The organism is Tardiphaga sp. vice304, from assembly GCF_007018905.1.
In the GTDB taxonomy this organism is placed as follows: Bacteria; Pseudomonadota; Alphaproteobacteria; order Rhizobiales; family Xanthobacteraceae; genus Tardiphaga.
Genome location: NZ_CP041402.1, coordinates 2062675 through 2080504 on the forward strand (window position 1 = coordinate 2062675; position 17830 = coordinate 2080504).

Annotated in this window: 17 protein-coding genes and 1 pseudogene; 8 read left to right on the forward strand and 10 right to left on the reverse strand. The window is 65.0% G+C overall.

Annotation, left to right across the window (positions count from 1 at the left end):
* Nucleotides 1-10: 10 nt before the first annotated feature.
* Nucleotides 11-973 carry a Bug family tripartite tricarboxylate transporter substrate binding protein gene (locus tag FNL56_RS09810; RefSeq protein WP_168202895.1) on the reverse strand — a complete coding sequence of 321 codons (963 nt, stop codon included), beginning with the start codon at nt 971-973 and terminating at the stop codon, nt 11-13.
* A 133-nt stretch (nt 974-1106) separates the two neighbouring features.
* Here FNL56_RS09810 and FNL56_RS09815 point away from each other — a divergent pair, with 133 nt between their 5' ends.
* On the forward strand, nt 1107-2066 hold the full coding sequence (locus FNL56_RS09815) for a TAXI family TRAP transporter solute-binding subunit (RefSeq protein WP_143572531.1): 960 nt from the start codon (nt 1107-1109) through the stop codon (nt 2064-2066).
* A 193-nt stretch (nt 2067-2259) separates the two neighbouring features.
* Here the strand turns inward: FNL56_RS09815 and FNL56_RS09820 are convergent, their stop codons facing one another.
* Complete coding sequence (locus tag FNL56_RS09820) at nt 2260-3468, reverse strand: ABC transporter substrate-binding protein (protein ID WP_143581974.1); 1209 nt, start codon at nt 3466-3468, stop codon at nt 2260-2262.
* Nucleotides 3469-4198: 730 nt separating this feature from the next.
* On the opposite strand from FNL56_RS09820, the gene FNL56_RS09825 reads away from it, so the two are divergent.
* Nucleotides 4199-4525 (forward strand): hypothetical protein, encoded by a 327-nt coding sequence (locus tag FNL56_RS09825; RefSeq protein ID WP_143572533.1) that lies wholly within the window; start codon nt 4199-4201, stop codon nt 4523-4525.
* A 26-nt stretch (nt 4526-4551) separates the two neighbouring features.
* Here FNL56_RS09825 and mobA read toward each other — a convergent pair whose 3' ends face one another.
* On the reverse strand, nt 4552-5181 hold the full coding sequence (gene mobA, locus FNL56_RS09830) for a molybdenum cofactor guanylyltransferase MobA (protein ID WP_143581975.1): 630 nt from the start codon (nt 5179-5181) through the stop codon (nt 4552-4554).
* A gap of 70 nt (nt 5182-5251) precedes the next feature.
* Here mobA and FNL56_RS09835 point away from each other — a divergent pair, with 70 nt between their 5' ends.
* The 4 genes and pseudogenes from FNL56_RS09835 (at nt 5252) to FNL56_RS09850 (ending at nt 7992) form a co-directional block, all read left to right on the forward strand.
* On the forward strand, nt 5252-5500 hold the full coding sequence (locus tag FNL56_RS09835; protein ID WP_143572535.1) for a sulfurtransferase TusA family protein: 249 nt from the start codon (nt 5252-5254) through the stop codon (nt 5498-5500).
* Nucleotides 5501-5707: 207 nt separating this feature from the next.
* Nucleotides 5708-7353 (forward strand): annotated as a pseudogene (locus FNL56_RS09840) (OFA family MFS transporter).
* 169 nt (nt 7354-7522) lie between these two features.
* Nucleotides 7523-7807 carry a hypothetical protein gene (locus FNL56_RS09845; protein WP_143572537.1) on the forward strand — a complete coding sequence of 95 codons (285 nt, stop codon included), beginning with the start codon at nt 7523-7525 and terminating at the stop codon, nt 7805-7807.
* Nucleotides 7804-7992 carry a hypothetical protein gene (locus FNL56_RS09850; protein WP_143572538.1) on the forward strand — a complete coding sequence of 63 codons (189 nt, stop codon included), beginning with the start codon at nt 7804-7806 and terminating at the stop codon, nt 7990-7992. The genes FNL56_RS09845 and FNL56_RS09850 overlap by 4 nt, the downstream gene beginning before the upstream one ends.
* A gap of 94 nt (nt 7993-8086) precedes the next feature.
* On the opposite strand, the gene dapA is transcribed toward FNL56_RS09850, so the two are convergent.
* The 5 genes from dapA to ku all read right to left on the reverse strand — a co-directional run bounded on the left by dapA (nt 8087) and on the right by ku (nt 11251).
* Nucleotides 8087-8980 carry a 4-hydroxy-tetrahydrodipicolinate synthase gene (dapA, locus tag FNL56_RS09855; RefSeq protein ID WP_143572539.1) on the reverse strand — a complete coding sequence of 298 codons (894 nt, stop codon included), beginning with the start codon at nt 8978-8980 and terminating at the stop codon, nt 8087-8089.
* A 10-nt stretch (nt 8981-8990) separates the two neighbouring features.
* Entirely contained in the window at nt 8991-9266 is a 276-nt protein-coding gene (locus tag FNL56_RS09860; protein ID WP_143572540.1) for a hypothetical protein, read from the reverse strand.
* A gap of 47 nt (nt 9267-9313) precedes the next feature.
* Complete coding sequence (locus tag FNL56_RS09865) at nt 9314-9775, reverse strand: hypothetical protein (RefSeq protein ID WP_143572541.1); 462 nt, start codon at nt 9773-9775, stop codon at nt 9314-9316.
* Between the two features lie 295 nt (nt 9776-10070).
* Complete coding sequence (locus FNL56_RS09870) at nt 10071-10322, reverse strand: hypothetical protein (RefSeq protein WP_143572542.1); 252 nt, start codon at nt 10320-10322, stop codon at nt 10071-10073.
* Entirely contained in the window at nt 10322-11251 is a 930-nt protein-coding gene (gene ku / locus FNL56_RS09875) for a non-homologous end joining protein Ku (protein WP_143572543.1), read from the reverse strand. Before ku ends, FNL56_RS09870 begins: the two co-directional genes overlap by 1 nt.
* Nucleotides 11252-11391: 140 nt before the next feature.
* Between ku and ligD the strand changes: the two genes are divergently transcribed.
* Entirely contained in the window at nt 11392-14082 is a 2691-nt protein-coding gene (ligD, locus tag FNL56_RS09880) for a DNA ligase D (protein WP_246661642.1), read from the forward strand.
* 127 nt (nt 14083-14209) lie between these two features.
* Here ligD and FNL56_RS09885 read toward each other — a convergent pair whose 3' ends face one another.
* Nucleotides 14210-14374, reverse strand: a complete 165-nt coding sequence (locus tag FNL56_RS09885) for a DUF3309 family protein (protein ID WP_143572545.1) — start codon at nt 14372-14374, stop codon at nt 14210-14212.
* Nucleotides 14375-14544: 170 nt separating this feature from the next.
* Between FNL56_RS09885 and FNL56_RS09890 the strand changes: the two genes are divergently transcribed.
* Entirely contained in the window at nt 14545-14856 is a 312-nt protein-coding gene (locus FNL56_RS09890) for a polyhydroxyalkanoic acid system family protein (RefSeq protein WP_143572546.1), read from the forward strand.
* A gap of 180 nt (nt 14857-15036) precedes the next feature.
* On the opposite strand, the gene treY is transcribed toward FNL56_RS09890, so the two are convergent.
* Nucleotides 15037-17829: a malto-oligosyltrehalose synthase gene (gene treY / locus FNL56_RS09895; RefSeq protein WP_143572547.1), complete on the reverse strand. Its 2793-nt coding sequence runs from the start codon at nt 17827-17829 to the stop codon at nt 15037-15039.
* Nucleotide 17830: the final 1 nt, after the last annotated feature.

The following is a 17830-nucleotide window of genomic DNA, read 5'->3' on the forward strand; positions in this document are numbered from 1 at the left end:
CCGGGGTGCCTCAGTCCACCGATACTTTGGCGAACTCGACCACCTTGCGCCATTTCTCCGTCTCGCTGGCGACCAGCTGGCCGAACTCGGCCGGCGACATCGGTTTCGGCAGTCCACCGACCTCGGCGAGCCGGGCCGCCAGCTTCGGATCCTTCAGCGCCAGATTGATCGCCTTGTTGAGCGTCTCGACGATCTCGGGCGGCGTGCCTTTGGGCGCGGCGACGCCGTAGAAGCCCACCGATTCGAAGCCGGGCACGGTCTCGGCGATCGCCGGGATGTCCGGCAGGCCCGGCCAGCGCTGCGGCGTGGTCACGCCGATGGCGCGCACGTTGCCGCCGCGCGCCTGCTCCAGCGCGGTGGGCAGGTTCTCAAAGATCAACTGCACCTTGTTGGAAATGATGTCGGGAAAGGCGATCGCCGAACCGCGATAGGGCACGTGCACCATGTCGCATTTGGTCATCGCCTTGAACAATTCCGCCGACATGTGCACCGACGTGCCGTTGCCCGACGAGGCATAGGAGATCTTGCCGGGATTGGCCTTGCAGTAGTCGATGAACTCCTGAACGGTCTTCACCGGCATCGCGTTGGCGACCACCAGCATGTTGGGAAACTGCATCAGGCTGGCCACCGGCACGGTGTCGCGGAGGAAGTCATAGGACAGTTTTTTGTACAGCGAGGCGGAAATGGCGTTGTTCGGCGCCACGTAAAGCAGGGTGTAGCCATCCGCCGGTGCGGTCACCGTTGCTGCGGCGGCGAGGTTGCCGCCGGAGCCGCCGCGATTTTCCACGATGAACTGCTGGCCGAAATGCTCCGACAGCCATTGCGTCATGATTCGCGCGACAATGTCGGAGGGGCCGCCGGCGGCGAAGCCGACAAGCAGGCGTACCGGCTTGGTGGGGTAGTCCGCCGCGGAAGCGGGCGCGGTGGCGAGGCAGAGCAGGCACAGCATTGCTGCGCGCCAGAAAACAGTCATTGATCCTCCAGGATATTCCGCCATCAGCGTGGCCGGGTGGCAAGGCTCAGGGCTTGCCTGATACCGCCATGCTTTCATAGATCGACGGATTTGCCTACAAGCGTAGGCTGTCGCCGATGGTCTGGAAACCGATATGAAAATTGTTGCACTGGCTTGCCTGGTTGCGCTGATCGCGGGCACCGCGGCGGCACAGGATGGAGCAAAGCCGATGACGACCCCGATCCGGATGGGCACGGCGACGCCGGGCGGCGGCTTTCCGCTCTATGGCGACGCCTTCGCCGAGGCGATGAACGGGGCCGACCCGACCCTCGCCATCGCCACGCGCAACACGGAGGGCAGCGCCGAGAACATCCCGCTGCTCGAGCAGGGCGCGCTCGATATCGCATTGGTCGCCGGCGAGCCCGCTTATGAGGCGTTCGCCGGCATCGGCCGCGCGCCAACCCGGCTGAAGATCCTCACCGCGATCTATTCCAACCCCGGCATGTTCGTGGTCCGCGCCGACAGCCCGTACCGGACCATCCGCGATCTGGTCGGCCGGAAGGTCGCGTTCGGCGCCAAGGGGTCCGGCCTCGTGATCCTGTCGCGCTATGTGCTGGACGGTCTCGGGTTGAAGCAGGACGAGGATTTTGCGGCGGTCTATCTCGACCGCGCCGGCGACGGCCCGGCCATGGTGCAGGATGGCCGCGTGGCGGCGCTGTGGGGCGCGGGGATCGGCTGGCCGGGTTTTCGCACGATGGCGGAGAGCGCGGGCGGCGCGCGCTTCATCGCGCCGGACGCCGCCGAGATCGCGCAGATCCGCGCCAAACATGTCTTCCTCAAGCCGCTGCTGGTCGGTGCCCATTCCTATCCGCACCAGCCGGTGCCGATCGCCTCACTCGGCTCGTGGAGCTACATCCTGACGCGGGAAGACCTGCCCGACGACACAGCCTACCGGCTGGCGAAGACGCTGCACGGCGCGGAAGCGACCTTTGCCGCGAAACTGCCGCAGGCCGCCGAGACGACCGCGTCGAACACCGTGGCCGCGGCGCCGCGCGAGGAGTTGATTCATCCCGGCGTGCTACGTTATTTTCGCGAGATCGGACTGGTGAAGTAGCTCTTCCTTCCCTCTCCCCTTGTGGGAGAGGGTGGCCGCGCGATAGCGCGGACGGGTGAGGGGTAGCCACAAGCTCTGTCGCCAAGAAACCCCTCATCCGTCGCGGACTTCGTCCGCGCCACCTTCTCCCACCTAGCGAAGCTTCGCTTCGCGCGGGGGAGAAGGAAGAAGCGCGTCGCTGATGCTATGCGCGCTACTTCTTCCCCAGCCCGCACGCCGGATCGGGCGGGCCGAACGCCTCGTCTCCGGAGATTTTTGCCAGGATCTTGTAGTAGTCCCACGGATATTTCGATTCCTCCGGCGACTTCACCTGCACCAGCATCAAATCGTGCACCATCAGCCCGTCCTCGCGCAGTCTTCCGTTGCGGGCGAAAAAGTCCTCGATCGGCTTCTCGCGCATTTTGGCGGCCACTTTCAGCGGCTCGTCGGTGCCGGCTTCCTTGATGGCGTTGAGATACACCATCACCGAGGAATATACCCCGGCCTGCCACATCGTCGGCATCCGCTTCATCTTGTCGAAAAAGCGCTTCGACCAGGCGCGCGTCTGGTCGTCCATGTCCCAGTAGAACGCGGTGGTCAGCAGCAGGCCCTGCGCGGTTTGCAGCCCCAGCGAGTCGATGTCGGTGATCAGCGCCAGCAGGGCGGCCATCTGCTGGCCGCCCTTGAAGATGCCGAATTCGCCGGCGGTCTTGATCTCGTTGATGTTGTTCGGCGGCCCGCCGGCGATGCCGGTGATCTTCGCTTTCGAGGCCTGCGCCTGCAGCACGAAGGACGACATGTCCGAGGTGCCGAACGGCGGCCGTGCCGCGCCGAGAATTTTCGCGCCGGCCTTGTTGATCACGGCGGAGGCGTCGCGCTCCAGCGCGTGGCCAAACGCAATATCGTCTGTGATGAAGTACCAGGAGTCGCCGCCGCGCTTCACCACTTCCTGCGCGGTGCCGACCGCGAGTGCGCGGGTGTCGAACACCCATTGCATCGTGTAGGGCGAGCAGAACTTGCCGTGGAAATCCGCAGCGCCGGTGGAGTGGGTGATGAACAGCCGCTTTCTGTCGTTGGCGACGTTCTGCACCGCAAGCCCGACCGCCGAGACCGGCACGTCGACGATCAGATCGACCTGATCGATATCGTACCAGCGCCGCGCGAGCGCGGCGCCGATGTCCGGCTTCAACTGGTGGTCGCCGACGATGACCGAGATGGGTTTGCCCAGCACGCTGCCGCCAAAATCCTCCACCGCCATCTGCGCCGCGGTCACCGAGCCCTGGCCGGACGGCGTCGAGGCCGGGCCGTTCATGTCGGTCAGCACGCCGATCTTGACGATTTCGTCGGACAGTTGCGCGGAGGCGGCGGAACTGAGCAAAGCGAGCGCGACGGCGCTGAGAATGGACAGTCGTGTGACGTGCATGAAGGTGGCCTCCCGGAACCGCGGCACTGCGGCCGCTTGATAGCGCAGTGTAGAACGCGGCGGTGGTTCGAGCAATGCAACGACGCGCTCGCCACATAACCGCTGTCGTCCCGGCAAGCGAGCCTGCGAGCGCAAGCCGGGACCCATACGCCGTGCAGAAATGTTGCGGAAGGACGGTCGCCGACGGCGCCTCACCGGAAGCTCGGCGTGTATGGGTCCCGGCGTTCGCCGGGACGACAGAAAGACGATGAACTTTTCGTATTGACCGAATTCCTATCAAAGATTATAAGCCTATTTACCTCATCCCGTTGAGGGGCGTTTCCCGGGACGCCAGGAAGTGGGGGTGGGGCGGTGGCGCCTGCGGGCGCGGGGTGGACGTCACCTCGCGCACTCGGGAGGCTCCGGGTCGCCGTCCGGCCCCACTACGGGGGTCTGCCGCACTTTGTCGGCTGGACGTGGACAGGGAAAGGCAGGGAAATCCTGCCGGAAGCTGTCCCGGAAGCACGGTCCCGGGGACATAAATCGCCACGGTGGAGCGTCGAAAGGCGTTTCCGCAGCTATCTCCGATTCGTCGGGGATCGGTTGCGGCCACTCGACCAAGGCGCGCCTTTCGGCGCTCCGCCTCCCCTCGTTCGGGAGGCTCGCGGATCAGACCTTCACGCAAACATTTTTGCGGGCAACGCGATGGCGTGCCCGGACGACGGCACGCTTTCAGCAGGGAGCCAGCGACATGACGACATTATGGGACGTCGGACATCTGCAAGACGCCGCGCGCGAGCGCCAGGAACGGATGCTGCAGCAGCAGCGCGAAGCCGACTGGGCGGCGGCGCAGTGCGAGGTCGATCGCCAGATCTGCGATGCCAATCGTGGCGCGCTCTATTGCCCGAGCCGCAAATGCCGCCGCGCCCGGCGCTGCCTGTGGCGCGCGCCGATCTGCGCGCCGCTGCTGCTGTTCCAGGTGTCGCCGGCGCGCGACCGCGAACTCACCGAGCAGGTCTACACGCAGATGCAGCTCACGCGGCGCGCGGCGGTCACGGGCAGAGGAGGGGCGTCATGACGGCCGGCCGGCGTCGTCGCGCAGCCTCAGCCGCCGTCGAGCGCGGCCAACCGCTCGGCTTCCGCGAGGTCGTCGATCGTGTTGGCATTGAAGAACGGATCGAGCGGCACCGCCGGCCATTCCACCGTTGCCAGAGCGTAGCGCGCCGTGAAGCGACCGACCTTGCGGACGTCCTCTTCGACCAGCGCGTGCCGCAGCTCGTCGCGCAACGCCACGCCCCACAGCCCGATCACCGGATGCGAGTGCCCGGCGGAGGCCGCGACGGCGAGTTGCGCATTCTCCGCCATCCGCGCCGCGTGCAGCCGTGCTGTGAGATCGCGCGGCAGGAACGGGCAGTCGCCCGGCGCGCTCAGCATCCAGCGCACCTCCGGCCGGTTCAGCGCGGCCCAGTCCAGCGCCGCCAGAACGCCGGCGAGCGGGCCGGGGAAGTCGGCGACGCTGTCGGCGATCACCGGCAGGCCGAAGGCTCCAAAGCGCCCGGCATCGCCATTGGCGTTGAGGATCACGCCGTCGCATTGCGGCGCCAGCCGGTCGATCACGCGCTGCAGCAGCGGGCGCCCGGCGATGGCGCGCATCGGCTTGTCGCCGCCGCCCATCCGGCGGGCGAGGCCGCCGGCGAGGATCACGGCCGGCGTGGGAATGTCATGCGCACTCATTCGCGCTGCATAGGACATTTGCAAGGGCGCGGCTATAACGCCGCCAGACGGACCAAAAGACACTTGTATCATGACGACGACCCTACTCGATCTCACCGGCCTGAAATGCCCGCTGCCGGCGCTGCGGACGCGCAAGGCCTTGCTGCGGCTTTCGCCCGGCGAACGGCTCGAAGTGCACTGCACCGATCCGATGGCAGTGATCGATATTCCCGCGATGGTGCAGCAGGCCGGCGATCGCATCGATCGTTCGGAACGTCGCGACGAGACCATGATCTTTATCATCGAAAAATCCAATCGCATGATAGGCGATCGCGATTAAAATTGCTGCGATGCGGCGGAAATCGTTGAAGAAAATCCATCGAGTCAGACTTTCTTACTATCGACTCACGCGCAGTGTTCTGGCCATTTGATGGTCAGATGAGCGGCGTCGGCGATTCACGTCGACGAGCCGCGGGGAATGCCAACCCACATCCATCACTGGCGACAACGCCGGCCATCTCACGGAGATGGCCGCATGGGAGGCTGCATGACGACGATTGGTAGTGCCGGAACTGTGTCCGGCAACAGACCCGGTATTTTCGAACGCGAGCGCATCATCGCGACCGCCGGTTTCAACCGCTGGCTGGTGCCGCCGGCGGCGCTCTGCATCCATCTGTGCATCGGCATGGCCTATGGCTTCAGCGTGTTCTGGCTGCCGCTGTCGCGCATGATCGGCGGCAACGCGCCGAAAGTCTGCGCCGATATGACGATCTTCACCGAGCTGTTCACCACCACTGGCGCGTGGCGAGCCTCGGCTGGATGTACACCTTGTTCTTCGTGCTGCTCGGCGTCTCCGCCGCGATCTGGGGCGGCTGGCTCGAGCGCGTCGGCCCGCGCAAGGCCGGATTCGTCTCGGCGCTGTGCTGGTGCGGCGGCCTCGTGCTCGGCGCGCTCGGCGTCTACACGCATCAACTCTGGTTGTTGTGGATCGGCTGCGGCGTGATCGGCGGCATCGGCCTCGGGCTCGGCTACATCTCGCCGGTATCGACGCTGGTCAAGTGGTTCCCGGATCGCCGGGGCATGGCGACCGGCATGGCGATCATGGGCTTCGGCGGCGGCGCGATGATCGGCGCGCCGCTGGCCAATCTGCTGCTGACCTATTTCAAGACCCCGACCAATCCCGGCGTCTGGGAAACCTTTTTGGTCATGGGCTTGATCTACTTCGTGTTCATGACGATCGGCGCGTTCTCCTATCGCATCACGCCGCCGAACTGGGGGCCCGCAGGCTGGACGCCGCCGGTCAAGGCCGATGCGATGATCACCAACGGCCACGTCCATCTGCGCCACGCGCACCAGACCCGGCAGTTCTGGCTGATCTGGGGCGTGCTCTGCCTCAACGTCTCCGCCGGCATCGGCGTCATCGGCATGGCCTCGCCGATGCTGCAGGAAATCTTTGCAGGCGCTTTGATCGGCCTGCCGAACGTGCCGTTCGCATCGCTCACGCCGGAGCAGAAGACGGCGATCGCCGCGATCGCCGCCGGCTTCACCGGCCTGATCTCGCTGTTCAACATCGGCGGCCGCTTCTTCTGGGCGTCGCTGTCGGACAAGATCGGCCGCAAGAACACCTACTACGCGTTCTTCATCATCGGCATCGTGCTCTACGCGCTGGTGCCGACCTTCGCGGCGATGGGCAGCAAGGTGCTGTTCGTGGCGGCGCTGTGCATCATCCTGTCGATGTATGGCGGCGGCTTCGCGACCATCCCGGCGTATCTGGCGGACATCTTCGGTACCCAGTTCGTCGGCGCCATCCACGGCCGGCTGCTGACGGCGTGGGCGACCGCGGGCATCATCGGCCCGGTGGTCGTGAACTACATCCGTGAATTCCAGATCAGCGCCGGCGTTCCGCAGGCGCGGGTCTACGATTTCACGATGTACATCCTCGCCGGCATGCTGGTGCTCGGCCTGATCTGCAACTTCCTGATCCGCCCGCTGCCCGCGGAGCGCTTCATGAAGCCGGAGGAGGTCGCCAAGCTGCAGGCCAAGGGGGCCGCAGCCGCGACCGTCAGCGGCGGCGCCTACGGCATCGGCAAGGGCGGCCTCGACGCCACTGCCGCCGCGTTCTGGGCCTTCGTCGGCATCCCGCTGGCCTGGGGCATCTGGATCACGCTGCAGAACGCGGTCCGGATTTTCTGATCGTGAATCGTGCAACGCGCCGCGGCGGGCCAATGCCTGCCGCGGCGTTTTTATGCCGCGGCTATGAGCCTGCGCTGCGGCCCGTCTCGATTTCATATGCCGTTCTCCGCATCTTCCCTGCAACGTCGCGCCTCTCGCGCGCGGCGGATATGGAAGACGGACCACGACGATGTTCTATTCACGCGACCACCAGCTTCACGATTTTTCGGGCGACGACGCCTACCGTTCCTGGCTGATCAACCGCAACCAGGCGCCGATCGTCCACCATTCCGGCGACATGCACTGGAAGCGGCTGCTGGTGGCGGCGCGCCACGCGGTCAATCACGTCAGGGGTTTCTGTGCTGCGCTGCGCGTGGCGCTGGTGGCCGACAAGATGCGCCGCGCGCACCGCGACCTGGCGCAGCATGGCATTCGCATCCCAACGCCCTGCCGCAACGATCGGAGCGCGACATGAGCCGGGATCGTTCGGCCGCGATTTTTTCGCGGATCGGTTCCTACAGCAAGTACGCCGGGGCATTGCTGAAGCTTCTGCGCTCGCTGTGGGATGCGCCGGTTGGCTACCGGCGCGAGGCGCATTACATGCGCGGCCCCGGTCCGAAGTGTCGCGAGAAGCAGGCCGGCAAGCACGAACAGAAGTGATAGCCGTAGCCCGGATGAGCGAAGCGATATCCGGGACCGGCTTTTCGCTATGAACGCCATCCCCGCATGTCGCTTCGCTCATCCGGGCTACGATCTACGGCCCCAATGCGATCGCCATTGCCTCCGCGATGGCTTTTTTTTCCGTGCTGCTCGGCTCCACCATCGGCAGCCGCAAGCGCGACAATTGCAGCAGGCTGAGCGCGTATTTGAGCGATGCCGGAGTTGGATCTTGCGCCAGCACGTCGCCCAGCGGCGCAAGCCGGTCCATCAGTTCGGTGGCCCCGATCACTTCGCACTGCCGGCACGCCAGGTGCATCTCGCGCATCAACGCTGGCGCAATTCCGGTGATCGCGGAAATGCAACCGTCGCCGGCGTAGAACAGGAACGGGATCGCGGTGTCCGCGTGCCCGGACAGCAAAACAAAGCTGCGCGGCAGTCTGCCGCGCAGCCGCAGCGGGCGACTGATGTCGCCGCTGCCGTCGCACAGGCCGATAAATTGCGCCGACTCCGCCAACTGCACCAGCGTGTCGTCGGCCAGCGGTCGCATCGTGCGGCCGGGCGCATCGTGCACGATGATCGGCAGCGACGTCGCCGCCGCGATGGCCCGGAAATGCGCGGCAATGCCGGCCTGGGTCGGCTTGTTGTAGTACGGCACGACGCAGAGGATCGCGTCGGCGCCGGCGTGCTCGGCCTGTTGCGCCAGCGCGATGGCCTGTGCGGTGGCGTTGGATCCGGCGCCGGCGATCACCCGGATGCGACCGCGTGCTGTCGCCACCGCCGTGCGGACCAGCGTGTCATGCTCGGCGGCGGTCAGCGTGGGCATCTCGCCCATGGTCTCGCCGACCAGCAGGGCGGTGGCGCCGGCGGCAATCTGCCGTTCGGACAACCGCGCCAGAGCGGGGAGGTCGAGACTGCCATTGGCGTCGAACGGCGTCGGCAGGTCGGCGATGGCGCCGCCCAGCCACGAATGGTCGATTGATGAGGTCATTGAAAATGGCTCAGGCCGCGCGCGACCTGGCTTCAGGCGCCGCGGCCTCGGCCATGACGGCGACGTGCGGCTTCGCCGCCATATCGAGCTCGAGCACGCAGCCGATGGCGATAATGGCTTCCGGGTGACGGCCGTTTTCAAACAGCGCGTAACGCACGGCATCGGCGCGATGCGCGAACAGGCCGCCAAACAGGCCATTCTGCTCCTGAGCGACCCATTGGCCGCGGCTGTTGCGGCCGATCAGAACGAGGGAGGTGCAACATGAGGGAGGTTCAACGAAGTCCACGAGAAGTCTCCTGGAAGGGATGAAGGGAGAGGCGACGCGGTGGCCGGTCAGGCGAAATTTTCGCACAGCATCGGCTCGAAGGCGGCGTCGCTGGGATTGGAGGCCGGGACGGCGGCAAGCCGCGACGGCGCGGTGTCGGCAGCAGCCGCGACAAGGGCACGGAGGATGGCCAGCGCCATGTTCGGGTGGTGCGACTCGCTCGCCGTGTCGAGCCATTCCGGCATCGCGCTGGCACGCGACAGCGCACAGTGCCATTCGCCGTCGTCGAAAGCGAGGCGGCGCAGCTGCCAGTCCGGCAGTTGCAGCGCCAGCAGGGCCAGCGCCGCGTCGTTCCAGGCGCGGGCCGCAATCAGGCGCTTGAGGCAGGCGACCGGCACGGCCTGTCGCATCGGATCGCCGCCTTGGCAGGCGGTCGCGATCAACTCGTTGAACAGCGCCGCCGTGGGCGTCGGTGTGTCGGCAAACGCCTGGTCGGCGGTGAGGTCGTGAAGGGTTCGAAGGGCTTGCATGGCTGGATCTCGCTTGGTGCGGTCTCGATCACGACCGCACCTGCAAGATGAGCCCCTCGCCATTTGAAAACGAGACAGGCCAGAGTGCTCAGATATAGGCGCGCCATAAGTGCGCTGCCCGCGGGACATGTCATGCGACGGGACCATCGCCTTTTGCCAAGCTTAATTTTGGCCACCGGTCGAAGACGTATAGCCAGTTGCTGCATTCCGCGCGCTGCCGGGTCTACGGGTCCCCGCTTTCGCAGGACGACAGCAGGTATCCGATAACTGCGGAGAATACTGCAGGCTGACTGGTCTACTTCGTCTGCACCGTCGCCTTCAGCAGTGCCGTCTGACAATCGTCGATCTGACCCTTGGCCAGCATGTCTTTCGCCGTCGCGATCTCGCTCGCTGCGGTCTGCTTGTTGCGGCCGTCCTTCATCTTGACGACCTTCTCCTCAAGACTTTCGATACTGGTTTTGCTGCACTCCGGTTTCTCCAACGTTTGTGAACAGGTCGGCGCGGACAATGACAGCAAGCCTGCCGCCAGGATTACCGACTTCAGCATCAGCTCGCCTTGCGCTGGCGTGCGGAGGAGCGGTGCGCGGCCTTCTTGGCGGGCCGGGCGCGTGAAGCCGCGGCCTTTTTCGCCGGTGCAGGCTTGGCTGGCGCCTCCTTTGCAGACGCCTCTTTTGCAGACGCCTTCGCCGATCCCTTGCCGCCCTTCAGACTTTGCTGCAGCGCGTCCATCAGGCTGATGACATTGTCGGGCCGCTGTTCCTTGTCGGCCGCCTTCGCCGGCTTGCCGGAGACCTTGCTCTCGACCAGCTTCTTCAGCGCATTCTCGTAGTGGTCCTCGAATTTCGAGGGATCGAAATGCGAGGCCTTGCTGTCGAGGATATGCGCCGCGAGGTCGATCATGTCCTTGGAAATCTTCGGGCTCTTGATGTCCTCGAAATAGTCTTCCTCGTCGCGCACCTCGTAAGGGTAGCGCAGCGTCGTGCCGATCAGGCCCTGGCCGAGCGGTTCGATGGCGATGATATGCTCGCGGTTGGTCAGCACGATCCGGGCCAGCGCCACGCGGTCCTTGTCCTTCATGGCGTCGCGGATCACCGCGAAAGCATCCATGCCGGCCTTGCCGTCGGGCGCGATGTAGTACGGATTGTTGAGATAGCGCTTGTCGATCTCGTCGCGCGGCACGAAGCTGTCGATATTGATCGTGTGGTTGCTCTCGATCTGGACCTCGTCGAGTTCTTCCTTGGCGATCTCGATGTATTCGCCCTTGGATACCTCGTAGCCGCGCGCCTTCTGCTCCTTCTCGACGATGTCGCCGGTCTCGGCGTCGATCATCTGCTGCTTCAGCCGGTTGCCGGTTTCCTTGTTAATCATGTGGAAACGGGTTTTCTCAACGGTCGTCGAGGCCGGGTACAGAACCACGGGGCAGGTCACGAGAGAGAGCTTCAGGGAGCCTTTCCAGTAGGCGCGGGGCGGGGCCATCGAACGTCCTCCAACTCGGGTACTGAAACAGGTCACCCATCGCCATGCGGCGCAGGCGGGTTAAACTTGGAACTTCAACGGCAATTGCCGGTTTTGGTTCCTGGCGCGGAACGCGCCGGGTGGTAGCAGTGGGGTCTTCCGTGGTCGACAAGCAACTCTCCCTTTACCGCAAGAAGCGCGACTTCGAGCAGACCCGGGAGCCTTCCGGCGAGACGGCGGTGGCACCCTCGAAGCGCCGCCGCTTCGTGATCCAGAAGCACGATGCAACGAGGCTGCACTACGATTTGCGGCTGGAATTCGACGGCGTGTTCAAGTCCTGGGCGGTGACGCGCGGCCCGTCGCTCGATCCCGCCGACAAGCGCCTCGCGGTCGAGGTCGAGGACCACCCGCTGGACTATGGCGACTTCGAAGGCACCATCCCGAAGGGCCAATATGGCGGCGGCACGGTGCAGCTGTGGGACCGTGGCTATTGGGAATCGGAAGACCCGGAGAAGGGTTTCAAGAACGGCGACCTGAAATTCACGCTGGACGGCGAAAAGCTGCATGGCGGCTTCGTGCTGGTCCGCATGAAGCACGATCGTAGCGGCGGCAAGCGCACCAACTGGCTGCTGATCAAGCACCGCGACGAGTTCGTCAAAGAGGGCAAGGCCAATAAGCTCCTGGACGGCGACGCCTCGGTGGCCTCGGGGCGCTCGATGGCCGAGATCGCCGCCGGCCGCGGCAAGGCGCCCAAACCGTTCATGACCGGCAAGGCCGCCAAGCCCAAGGCTGATGCCGTCTGGGATTCCAATCACGGGATGGCCGCCGACGAGCGCGCCAGCCAGACGGTGAATACCAAGGCCGATGTCGCCGCGGCGAAGAAGGCGCCGGCGAAGAAAGTCGCAAAGAAGACCGCCGCAAAATCCGCAACGAAGAATGTCGCCGAAATGCCCGGCTTCGTCGCGCCGCAGCTCTGCGCGATCGTGGATCGGCCGACTTCGGCCTCGGGCTGGGCGCACGAGATCAAGTTCGACGGCTACCGCGTGCAGCTCCGCGTCGAGGGCGGCCGCGCCACGCTGAAGACCCGCAAGGGCCTCGACTGGACCGACAAATTCCAGGCCATTGCGAAAGAGGCCGCCGGCCTGCCGGATGCCATCATCGATGGCGAGATCGTCGGGCTGGATTCCAACGGCGCACCGGACTTCGCGGCATTGCAGGCGGCCCTGTCGGACGGCAAGACCGACACGCTGATCTTCTTCGTCTTCGACCTGTTGTTCGCCGACGGCGAAGACCTGCGAAAGCTGCGGCTGGAGGAACGCAAAGAGCGTCTCAAGGTGCTGCTGGAGACCGCGCGCGGCAAGCGCAAGGAAGGCCTGATCCGTTACGTCGATCACTTCGAGACCGGCGGCGACGCCATCCTGCAGTCGGCCTGCAAGCTGTCGCTGGAAGGCATCGTCTCCAAGAAATTGGCGGCGCCGTATCAATCCGGCCGCTCCGAGAACTGGACCAAGGCCAAGTGCCGCGCCGGGCATGAAGTGGTGATCGGCGCCTGGAAGAGCAACAACGGCCAATTCCGCTCGCTGATGGTCGGCGTGCACCGCGGCGATCATCTGGCCTATGTCGGCGTGGTCGGCACCGGCTTCGGCGCCGATAAGGTGAAGGCCATCATGCCGGCCCTGAAAAAGGCCGCGGCCAGGCAGAGCCCGTTCGGCGGCAAGGAGACGCCGCCCGGCGGCCGCGAGGTGCACTGGCTGAAGCCCGAGCTGGTCGCGGAGATTGAGTTCGCCGGCTTCACCGGCGCCGGCATGGTGCGCCAGGCCTCGTTCAAGGGCCTGCGTCAGGACAAGCCGGCCGAGGAGGTCGAGGCCGAGACGCCGAAGAAAACCGAACTCGCCGAGCCGAAGCGGCGCCCTGCGAAGAAGGCGGCGCCTGCCAAAAAGACGTCGAGCGGCAGCGCGACCGTGATGGGCGTGGCGATCTCCAAGCCGGACAAGGAGTTGTGGCCGGACGCCTTCGACGGCGAGCCGGTGACCAAGCGTGACCTCGCTGAGTATTTCGAGGCGGTGGGCGGCTGGATGATCGGTTACCTCAAGGGTCGGCCGTGTTCGATCGTCCGTGCGCCAGATGGCATCAAGGGCGACCAGATGTTCTTCCAGCGCCACGCGATGCCGGGCACGTCGAACCTGCTGGAGCTGGTAAAAGTCTCCGGCGACCGCAAACCCTATCTGCAGATCGACCGCGTCGAGGGACTGGCCGCGGTGGCGCAGATCGGCGGGCTGGAATTGCACCCGTGGAATTGCGCGCCGGACGCGCCGGAAATTCCGGGCCGGCTGGTGTTCGATCTCGATCCCGCACCGGACGTAGAATTCTCCGCGGTGATGGTTGCCGCGCGCGAGATGCGCGAGCGGCTGACGGCGTTCGGGCTCGAAAGCTTCTGCAAGAGCACCGGCGGCAAGGGCCTGCACGTCGTGACGCCATTGGCCCATGGCGCCAGGGACAAGGTCGACTGGAAGGTCGCCAAGGCGTTCGCGCAGGGCGTCTGCCAGGCGATGGTCAGAGATCATCCCGATCGCTATTTGATCAACATGTCGAAGAAGTTGCGCGGCGGAAAGATCTTCCTCGACTATCTGCGCAACGACCGGATGTCGACCGCCGTTGCCGTGCTGTCGCCGCGCGCGCGCGACGGCGCCACGGTCTCGATGCCGCTGACCTGGGCGCAGCTACGCAGCGATCTCGATCCGAAGAAGTTCACCATCCGGACCGTGCCGGCGCTGCTGAAAAAGACCACGGCCTGGGAGGGTTACGATGATGCCGCCAAGCCGCTGAAGCCGGCGATCAGGAAGCTGGGCTGATGTAGCCCGGATGACAATCCGGGGAAGGCGGTCTTTTTGGAATCGTCGGCCCCGGATTGCCATCCGGGCTACAAACAAAAAAACGCGCGGCCCGTTTCCGGACCGCGCGCTTTCTCAAATCCTGAGCTTACAGCTTGCCGAGCAGCAGGAGGATCAGCAGGATCACGATGACCAAGCCGAGACCGCCGCCGCCATAGACGCCGGTGCCGTAGAACGAGCCGCCGCCGATGCCGGAAAAGCCGCCGAGCAGAGCGATGACGAGAATGATAAGAATGATTGTACCGATAGACATGAAACTCTCCTCAGCCTGGCAGGCGGCATGGACTCCTCTGCCTTCATGCGACAAAAACGCCCGATCATCGCTAAGGTTCCACTGACGAAACCCGAATGCGTCGAGGGTTTTATTGGCACGGTCCGCGCTTACATGCGTTGGATGAGTTCGTCGCCTTGGAGGAAATACCGATGTCTGCACCGCTCGTCGTCTCGATCCCGCATCGCCTTGGACGCGAGGAAGCCTGTCGCCGTCTCAAGACCGGGCTGACCAAGGCTGCGACGTCGGTGCCGGTCCTCAAGGTCGATGAAGAACGCTGGGAGGGCGACCGTATGATCTTCCGCGTTCGCGCGATGGGGCAGGCGGCCTCCGGCCATGTGGATGTTTCCGAGGATAGCGTCCGGGTCGAGGTGACGTTGCCCTGGCTGCTGCAACGATTTGCGGAAGTGGCGCAGGCGGCGATCAAGTCGCGCGGCAATCTGCTGCTGACCAAGAAGGGCTGATGCTGCTTTGCAACATCAGAACCAGCACTGCGGGATGAGAATCCGGCGCCGGCAACGTCAACCAGTTGCAAATAAATTGATGCAAAAATCGGACGTGCGGAGGAAGGGAACCGAACTTCGCGAGTCGGCACGAAATCCGCTTGGCCGCCCGGCCGTCGATCCCGGGCGGCCTTTTCGTTGCTATCGCAAGCGCGTCGAACGAACCCGCGGGGTGCCTACAGGCACCTGCGCCTTGATAACCGCGACCGGCATGCCTTTCAGCAGGCGGGCCACATGAAGACCGCCTTCCGCATCGGCTGCGCCTTCAACCGCATAGCCCGGCGCCAACACCTGCGCTTCGATGGCGTTCGCGGCGGGCCAGGCGCGCCCACCCTGCGTCAGCTCTCCGAAAGAACGGCCGATTACCACGATTGCGGCGTCGCGGCCGTGACGCCTTGCGAAGGCAATGACGTGCTCGGCATGTGGCCCTGTGACTTCCAGCGGCTCGTAGTCGCCCTGCGTGAACACCTCGGCCATCTCGCTGCGCAGGCGGATCAGCTCGCGCGTCCAGGCTAGTTTGATGTGGCCGCTGTCCCAGTCCTGAGCTAGCGCGTCCCAGTCCGGGGTCTGCACCTTGGCGAGGATCGCGGCGCGCTGCTTGAAATTGACCGGGCGGCGATTGTCCGGGTCGACCAGCGAGAAGTCCCACAATTCGGTGCCCTGATAGAAGTCGGGCACGCCGGGCATCGTCGCCTTCAGCGTGATCTGGCTCAGCGAGTTCAGCGCCCCCAGCAACGAGGTCCGCTTCGAGAACGTCTCCAGCGCGTCCAGGAATTCGCCCGACAGGGCAGGATCGAGGATGCGCTCCAGAAAAAGATTCAATCCCTTCTCATAGGCATCGTTGGGATTGAGCCAGGAGGTTTCCTGCTTGCCCTCGCGCGCCGCCTTCAGCGCATAGGCCTGCATCCGCTCCACGAACGTGCCGTCGCGCTTTTCCAGCGGCAAGGCGCCGAGCAACGCCTGGTACAGCATGTATTCGAAGGCGGCCGAAGGCGCGCGCATGTCGCCGTCGATTACCAGATGCGGTGCGTTCAGCACCTTCCAGCGGCTGACCGCATTGGCCCATTCGCCGGGCAGTTCGGCCAGGGCCAGTTGGCGCGCGCGGGCGTCCTCGCCGCGCTTGGTGTCGTGCGTTGCGGTCGCCGTCATGCCGTGCGGCCAGTCGCGGGCGCGTTCCTTCATCATGTCGTGGAAAGTGCCGAGCGGCATCGCATTGGCGCAGGGATCGCCGCCGACCTCGTTGAGCGCCAAAAGGCGATGGTAGCGGTAGAACGCCGTGTCCTCGAGCGACTTTGCCATCGTCGGGCCGGTGAATTGCTGCACCTTCATGGCGAAACGGCGCACCCGCGGCTTGCTATGGGCGACGCGGCCGGGCTTCAAGAGGTCGAGGGTCAGCGCGTCCTTGAGGAAGTCGAACAAGCCCTCGTCGGCGCCGAACCAGTCGGTGCGGGCCTTCTCGATCGTGGTGGAGATCAGTTCGCGGTCGAGTGTGGAGGGGCCGGTCGCCGTGATGTAGGTGCGGTAGACCGGGAAATGCAGCACGTAGAGCTCGAAGGCCTGCCGCAGCGTATCGGCCGAGAAATCTCGCGTCGTGTAATGGCCGCCGGCGATCCGCGCCAACAGGCGCGTCAGTACGGTGAACTCGCTGAGCAGCAGCGTCTCCAACACGCGCTGCTTGGCCTCGCGCAGCACCGGTGCAAATTTCGGCGAGGAGTTGCTGACCTGGCGCCAGATCTCGTCGAGCGGGTCGAGGCCCCGGGGCTCGACCAGCACCTGGGTGATGGCGTTGAGCCATTCATAGCCCGTGGTGCCATGAACGCCGGCGAGATCGACCAGTCTTTCGTCCTCGCCGAGAATCTTCTCGATCAGCACGTAGAACGGCTTCGACTTGTCGACCTGTGCGTCGCGCACCAGGCGTCGCAGCCGCTGGAAATACTGCGCGGGGTCGCGCAGCCCGTCGATGTGGTCGAGCCGCAGGCCCTGCAGCTTGTCCTCGGCGATCAGGCGCTTGACCAGCGTATGGATGGCATCGAACGTGCCGGCGTCTTCGACGCGCAGGCCAGCCAGCGTATTGACGTCGAAAAACCGCCGATAGTTGATCTCACTGGACGCCAGACGCCACTGGCCAAGCTTGTAGTGCTGACGCTCGAGGAGATTGTGCAGGGTCTGGATTTGCGTCGGGCGGTCTGCCCCGGCGCGGTAGGCATCAAGGCCTTTCTCGATCAGCGCGGCGCCACCGGCAACGGCTGCCAACTCTTTCTTGAAGCCGGGGGCTTCCGAGAGGTTGGGATGGCGCAGGCCCTTGTAACGCGAGGCGAATGCGAGGATCGCCTTGCCGGCGGGCGTTTCGGCGGCATCGGCCTCCTTCACCACGGTGCGCAAAATCTCGCTGTAGCGCTCCGGGGCGATCGGCAGGCGGTGCTCGAAATACCATGCCGAAAAGCTGCCTTCTTCCGCATCGAACTTCAGCTCGATCTCGCCGGACTCCAGTGCCTGGCCGTAAGAAGTGCCGATGATCGGCAGTAGAACGCCGCCGCGGGCGCGGTAGGGCAGGGTATCCCAATCGATGTCGAACGAAACGGCGTGCGGCGACGCCTGGCCCCATTCCAGCACGCTCAGCCACCACGGATTGTCGGCGAAATGCACGCCGACATGGTTCGGCACGAAGTCCAGGATCAGGCCGATATCGTTCTTCTTCAGTTCGGCCGAGAGGCGCTCGAAACCTTCTTCACCGCCCAGCACGGGATTGAACTGGGTGTGGTCGACGATGTCGTAGCCGTGCGTGCTGCCGGCACGCGCCTTCAGGAACGGCGAGGCATACAGGTGCGTGATGCCCAGCGATTTGAGATAGGGCACGACGGCAGCGGCGTGATCGAAGGTGAAATCGCCGGTGAGCTGGAGGCGGTAGGTGGCAACGGGGATGGCAGACGTCATG

Excerpts from the sequence above, each read along its gene's own strand:
- treY (WP_143572547.1), bottom strand. The coding sequence starts at position 17,829 with ATGACGTCTGCCATCCCCGTTGCCACCTACCGCCTCCAGCTCACCGGC.
- FNL56_RS09825 (WP_143572533.1), top strand. The coding sequence starts at position 4,199 with ATGACGACATTATGGGACGTCGGACATCTGCAAGACGCCGCGCGCGAG.
- FNL56_RS09810 (WP_168202895.1), bottom strand. The coding sequence starts at position 973 with ATGACTGTTTTCTGGCGCGCAGCAATGCTGTGCCTGCTCTGCCTCGCC.
- FNL56_RS09870 (WP_143572542.1), bottom strand. The coding sequence starts at position 10,322 with ATGCTGAAGTCGGTAATCCTGGCGGCAGGCTTGCTGTCATTGTCCGCG.
- FNL56_RS09815 (WP_143572531.1), top strand. The coding sequence starts at position 1,107 with ATGAAAATTGTTGCACTGGCTTGCCTGGTTGCGCTGATCGCGGGCACC.
- FNL56_RS09850 (WP_143572538.1), top strand. The coding sequence starts at position 7,804 with ATGAGCCGGGATCGTTCGGCCGCGATTTTTTCGCGGATCGGTTCCTAC.
- FNL56_RS09890 (WP_143572546.1), top strand. The coding sequence starts at position 14,545 with ATGTCTGCACCGCTCGTCGTCTCGATCCCGCATCGCCTTGGACGCGAG.
- ku (WP_143572543.1), bottom strand. The coding sequence starts at position 11,251 with ATGGCCCCGCCCCGCGCCTACTGGAAAGGCTCCCTGAAGCTCTCTCTC.
- FNL56_RS09835 (WP_143572535.1), top strand. The coding sequence starts at position 5,252 with ATGACGACGACCCTACTCGATCTCACCGGCCTGAAATGCCCGCTGCCG.
- FNL56_RS09885 (WP_143572545.1), bottom strand. The coding sequence starts at position 14,374 with ATGTCTATCGGTACAATCATTCTTATCATTCTCGTCATCGCTCTGCTC.
- FNL56_RS09845 (WP_143572537.1), top strand. The coding sequence starts at position 7,523 with ATGTTCTATTCACGCGACCACCAGCTTCACGATTTTTCGGGCGACGAC.
- mobA (WP_143581975.1), bottom strand. The coding sequence starts at position 5,181 with ATGAGTGCGCATGACATTCCCACGCCGGCCGTGATCCTCGCCGGCGGC.
- FNL56_RS09865 (WP_143572541.1), bottom strand. The coding sequence starts at position 9,775 with ATGCAAGCCCTTCGAACCCTTCACGACCTCACCGCCGACCAGGCGTTT.
- dapA (WP_143572539.1), bottom strand. The coding sequence starts at position 8,980 with ATGACCTCATCAATCGACCATTCGTGGCTGGGCGGCGCCATCGCCGAC.
- FNL56_RS09820 (WP_143581974.1), bottom strand. The coding sequence starts at position 3,468 with ATGCACGTCACACGACTGTCCATTCTCAGCGCCGTCGCGCTCGCTTTG.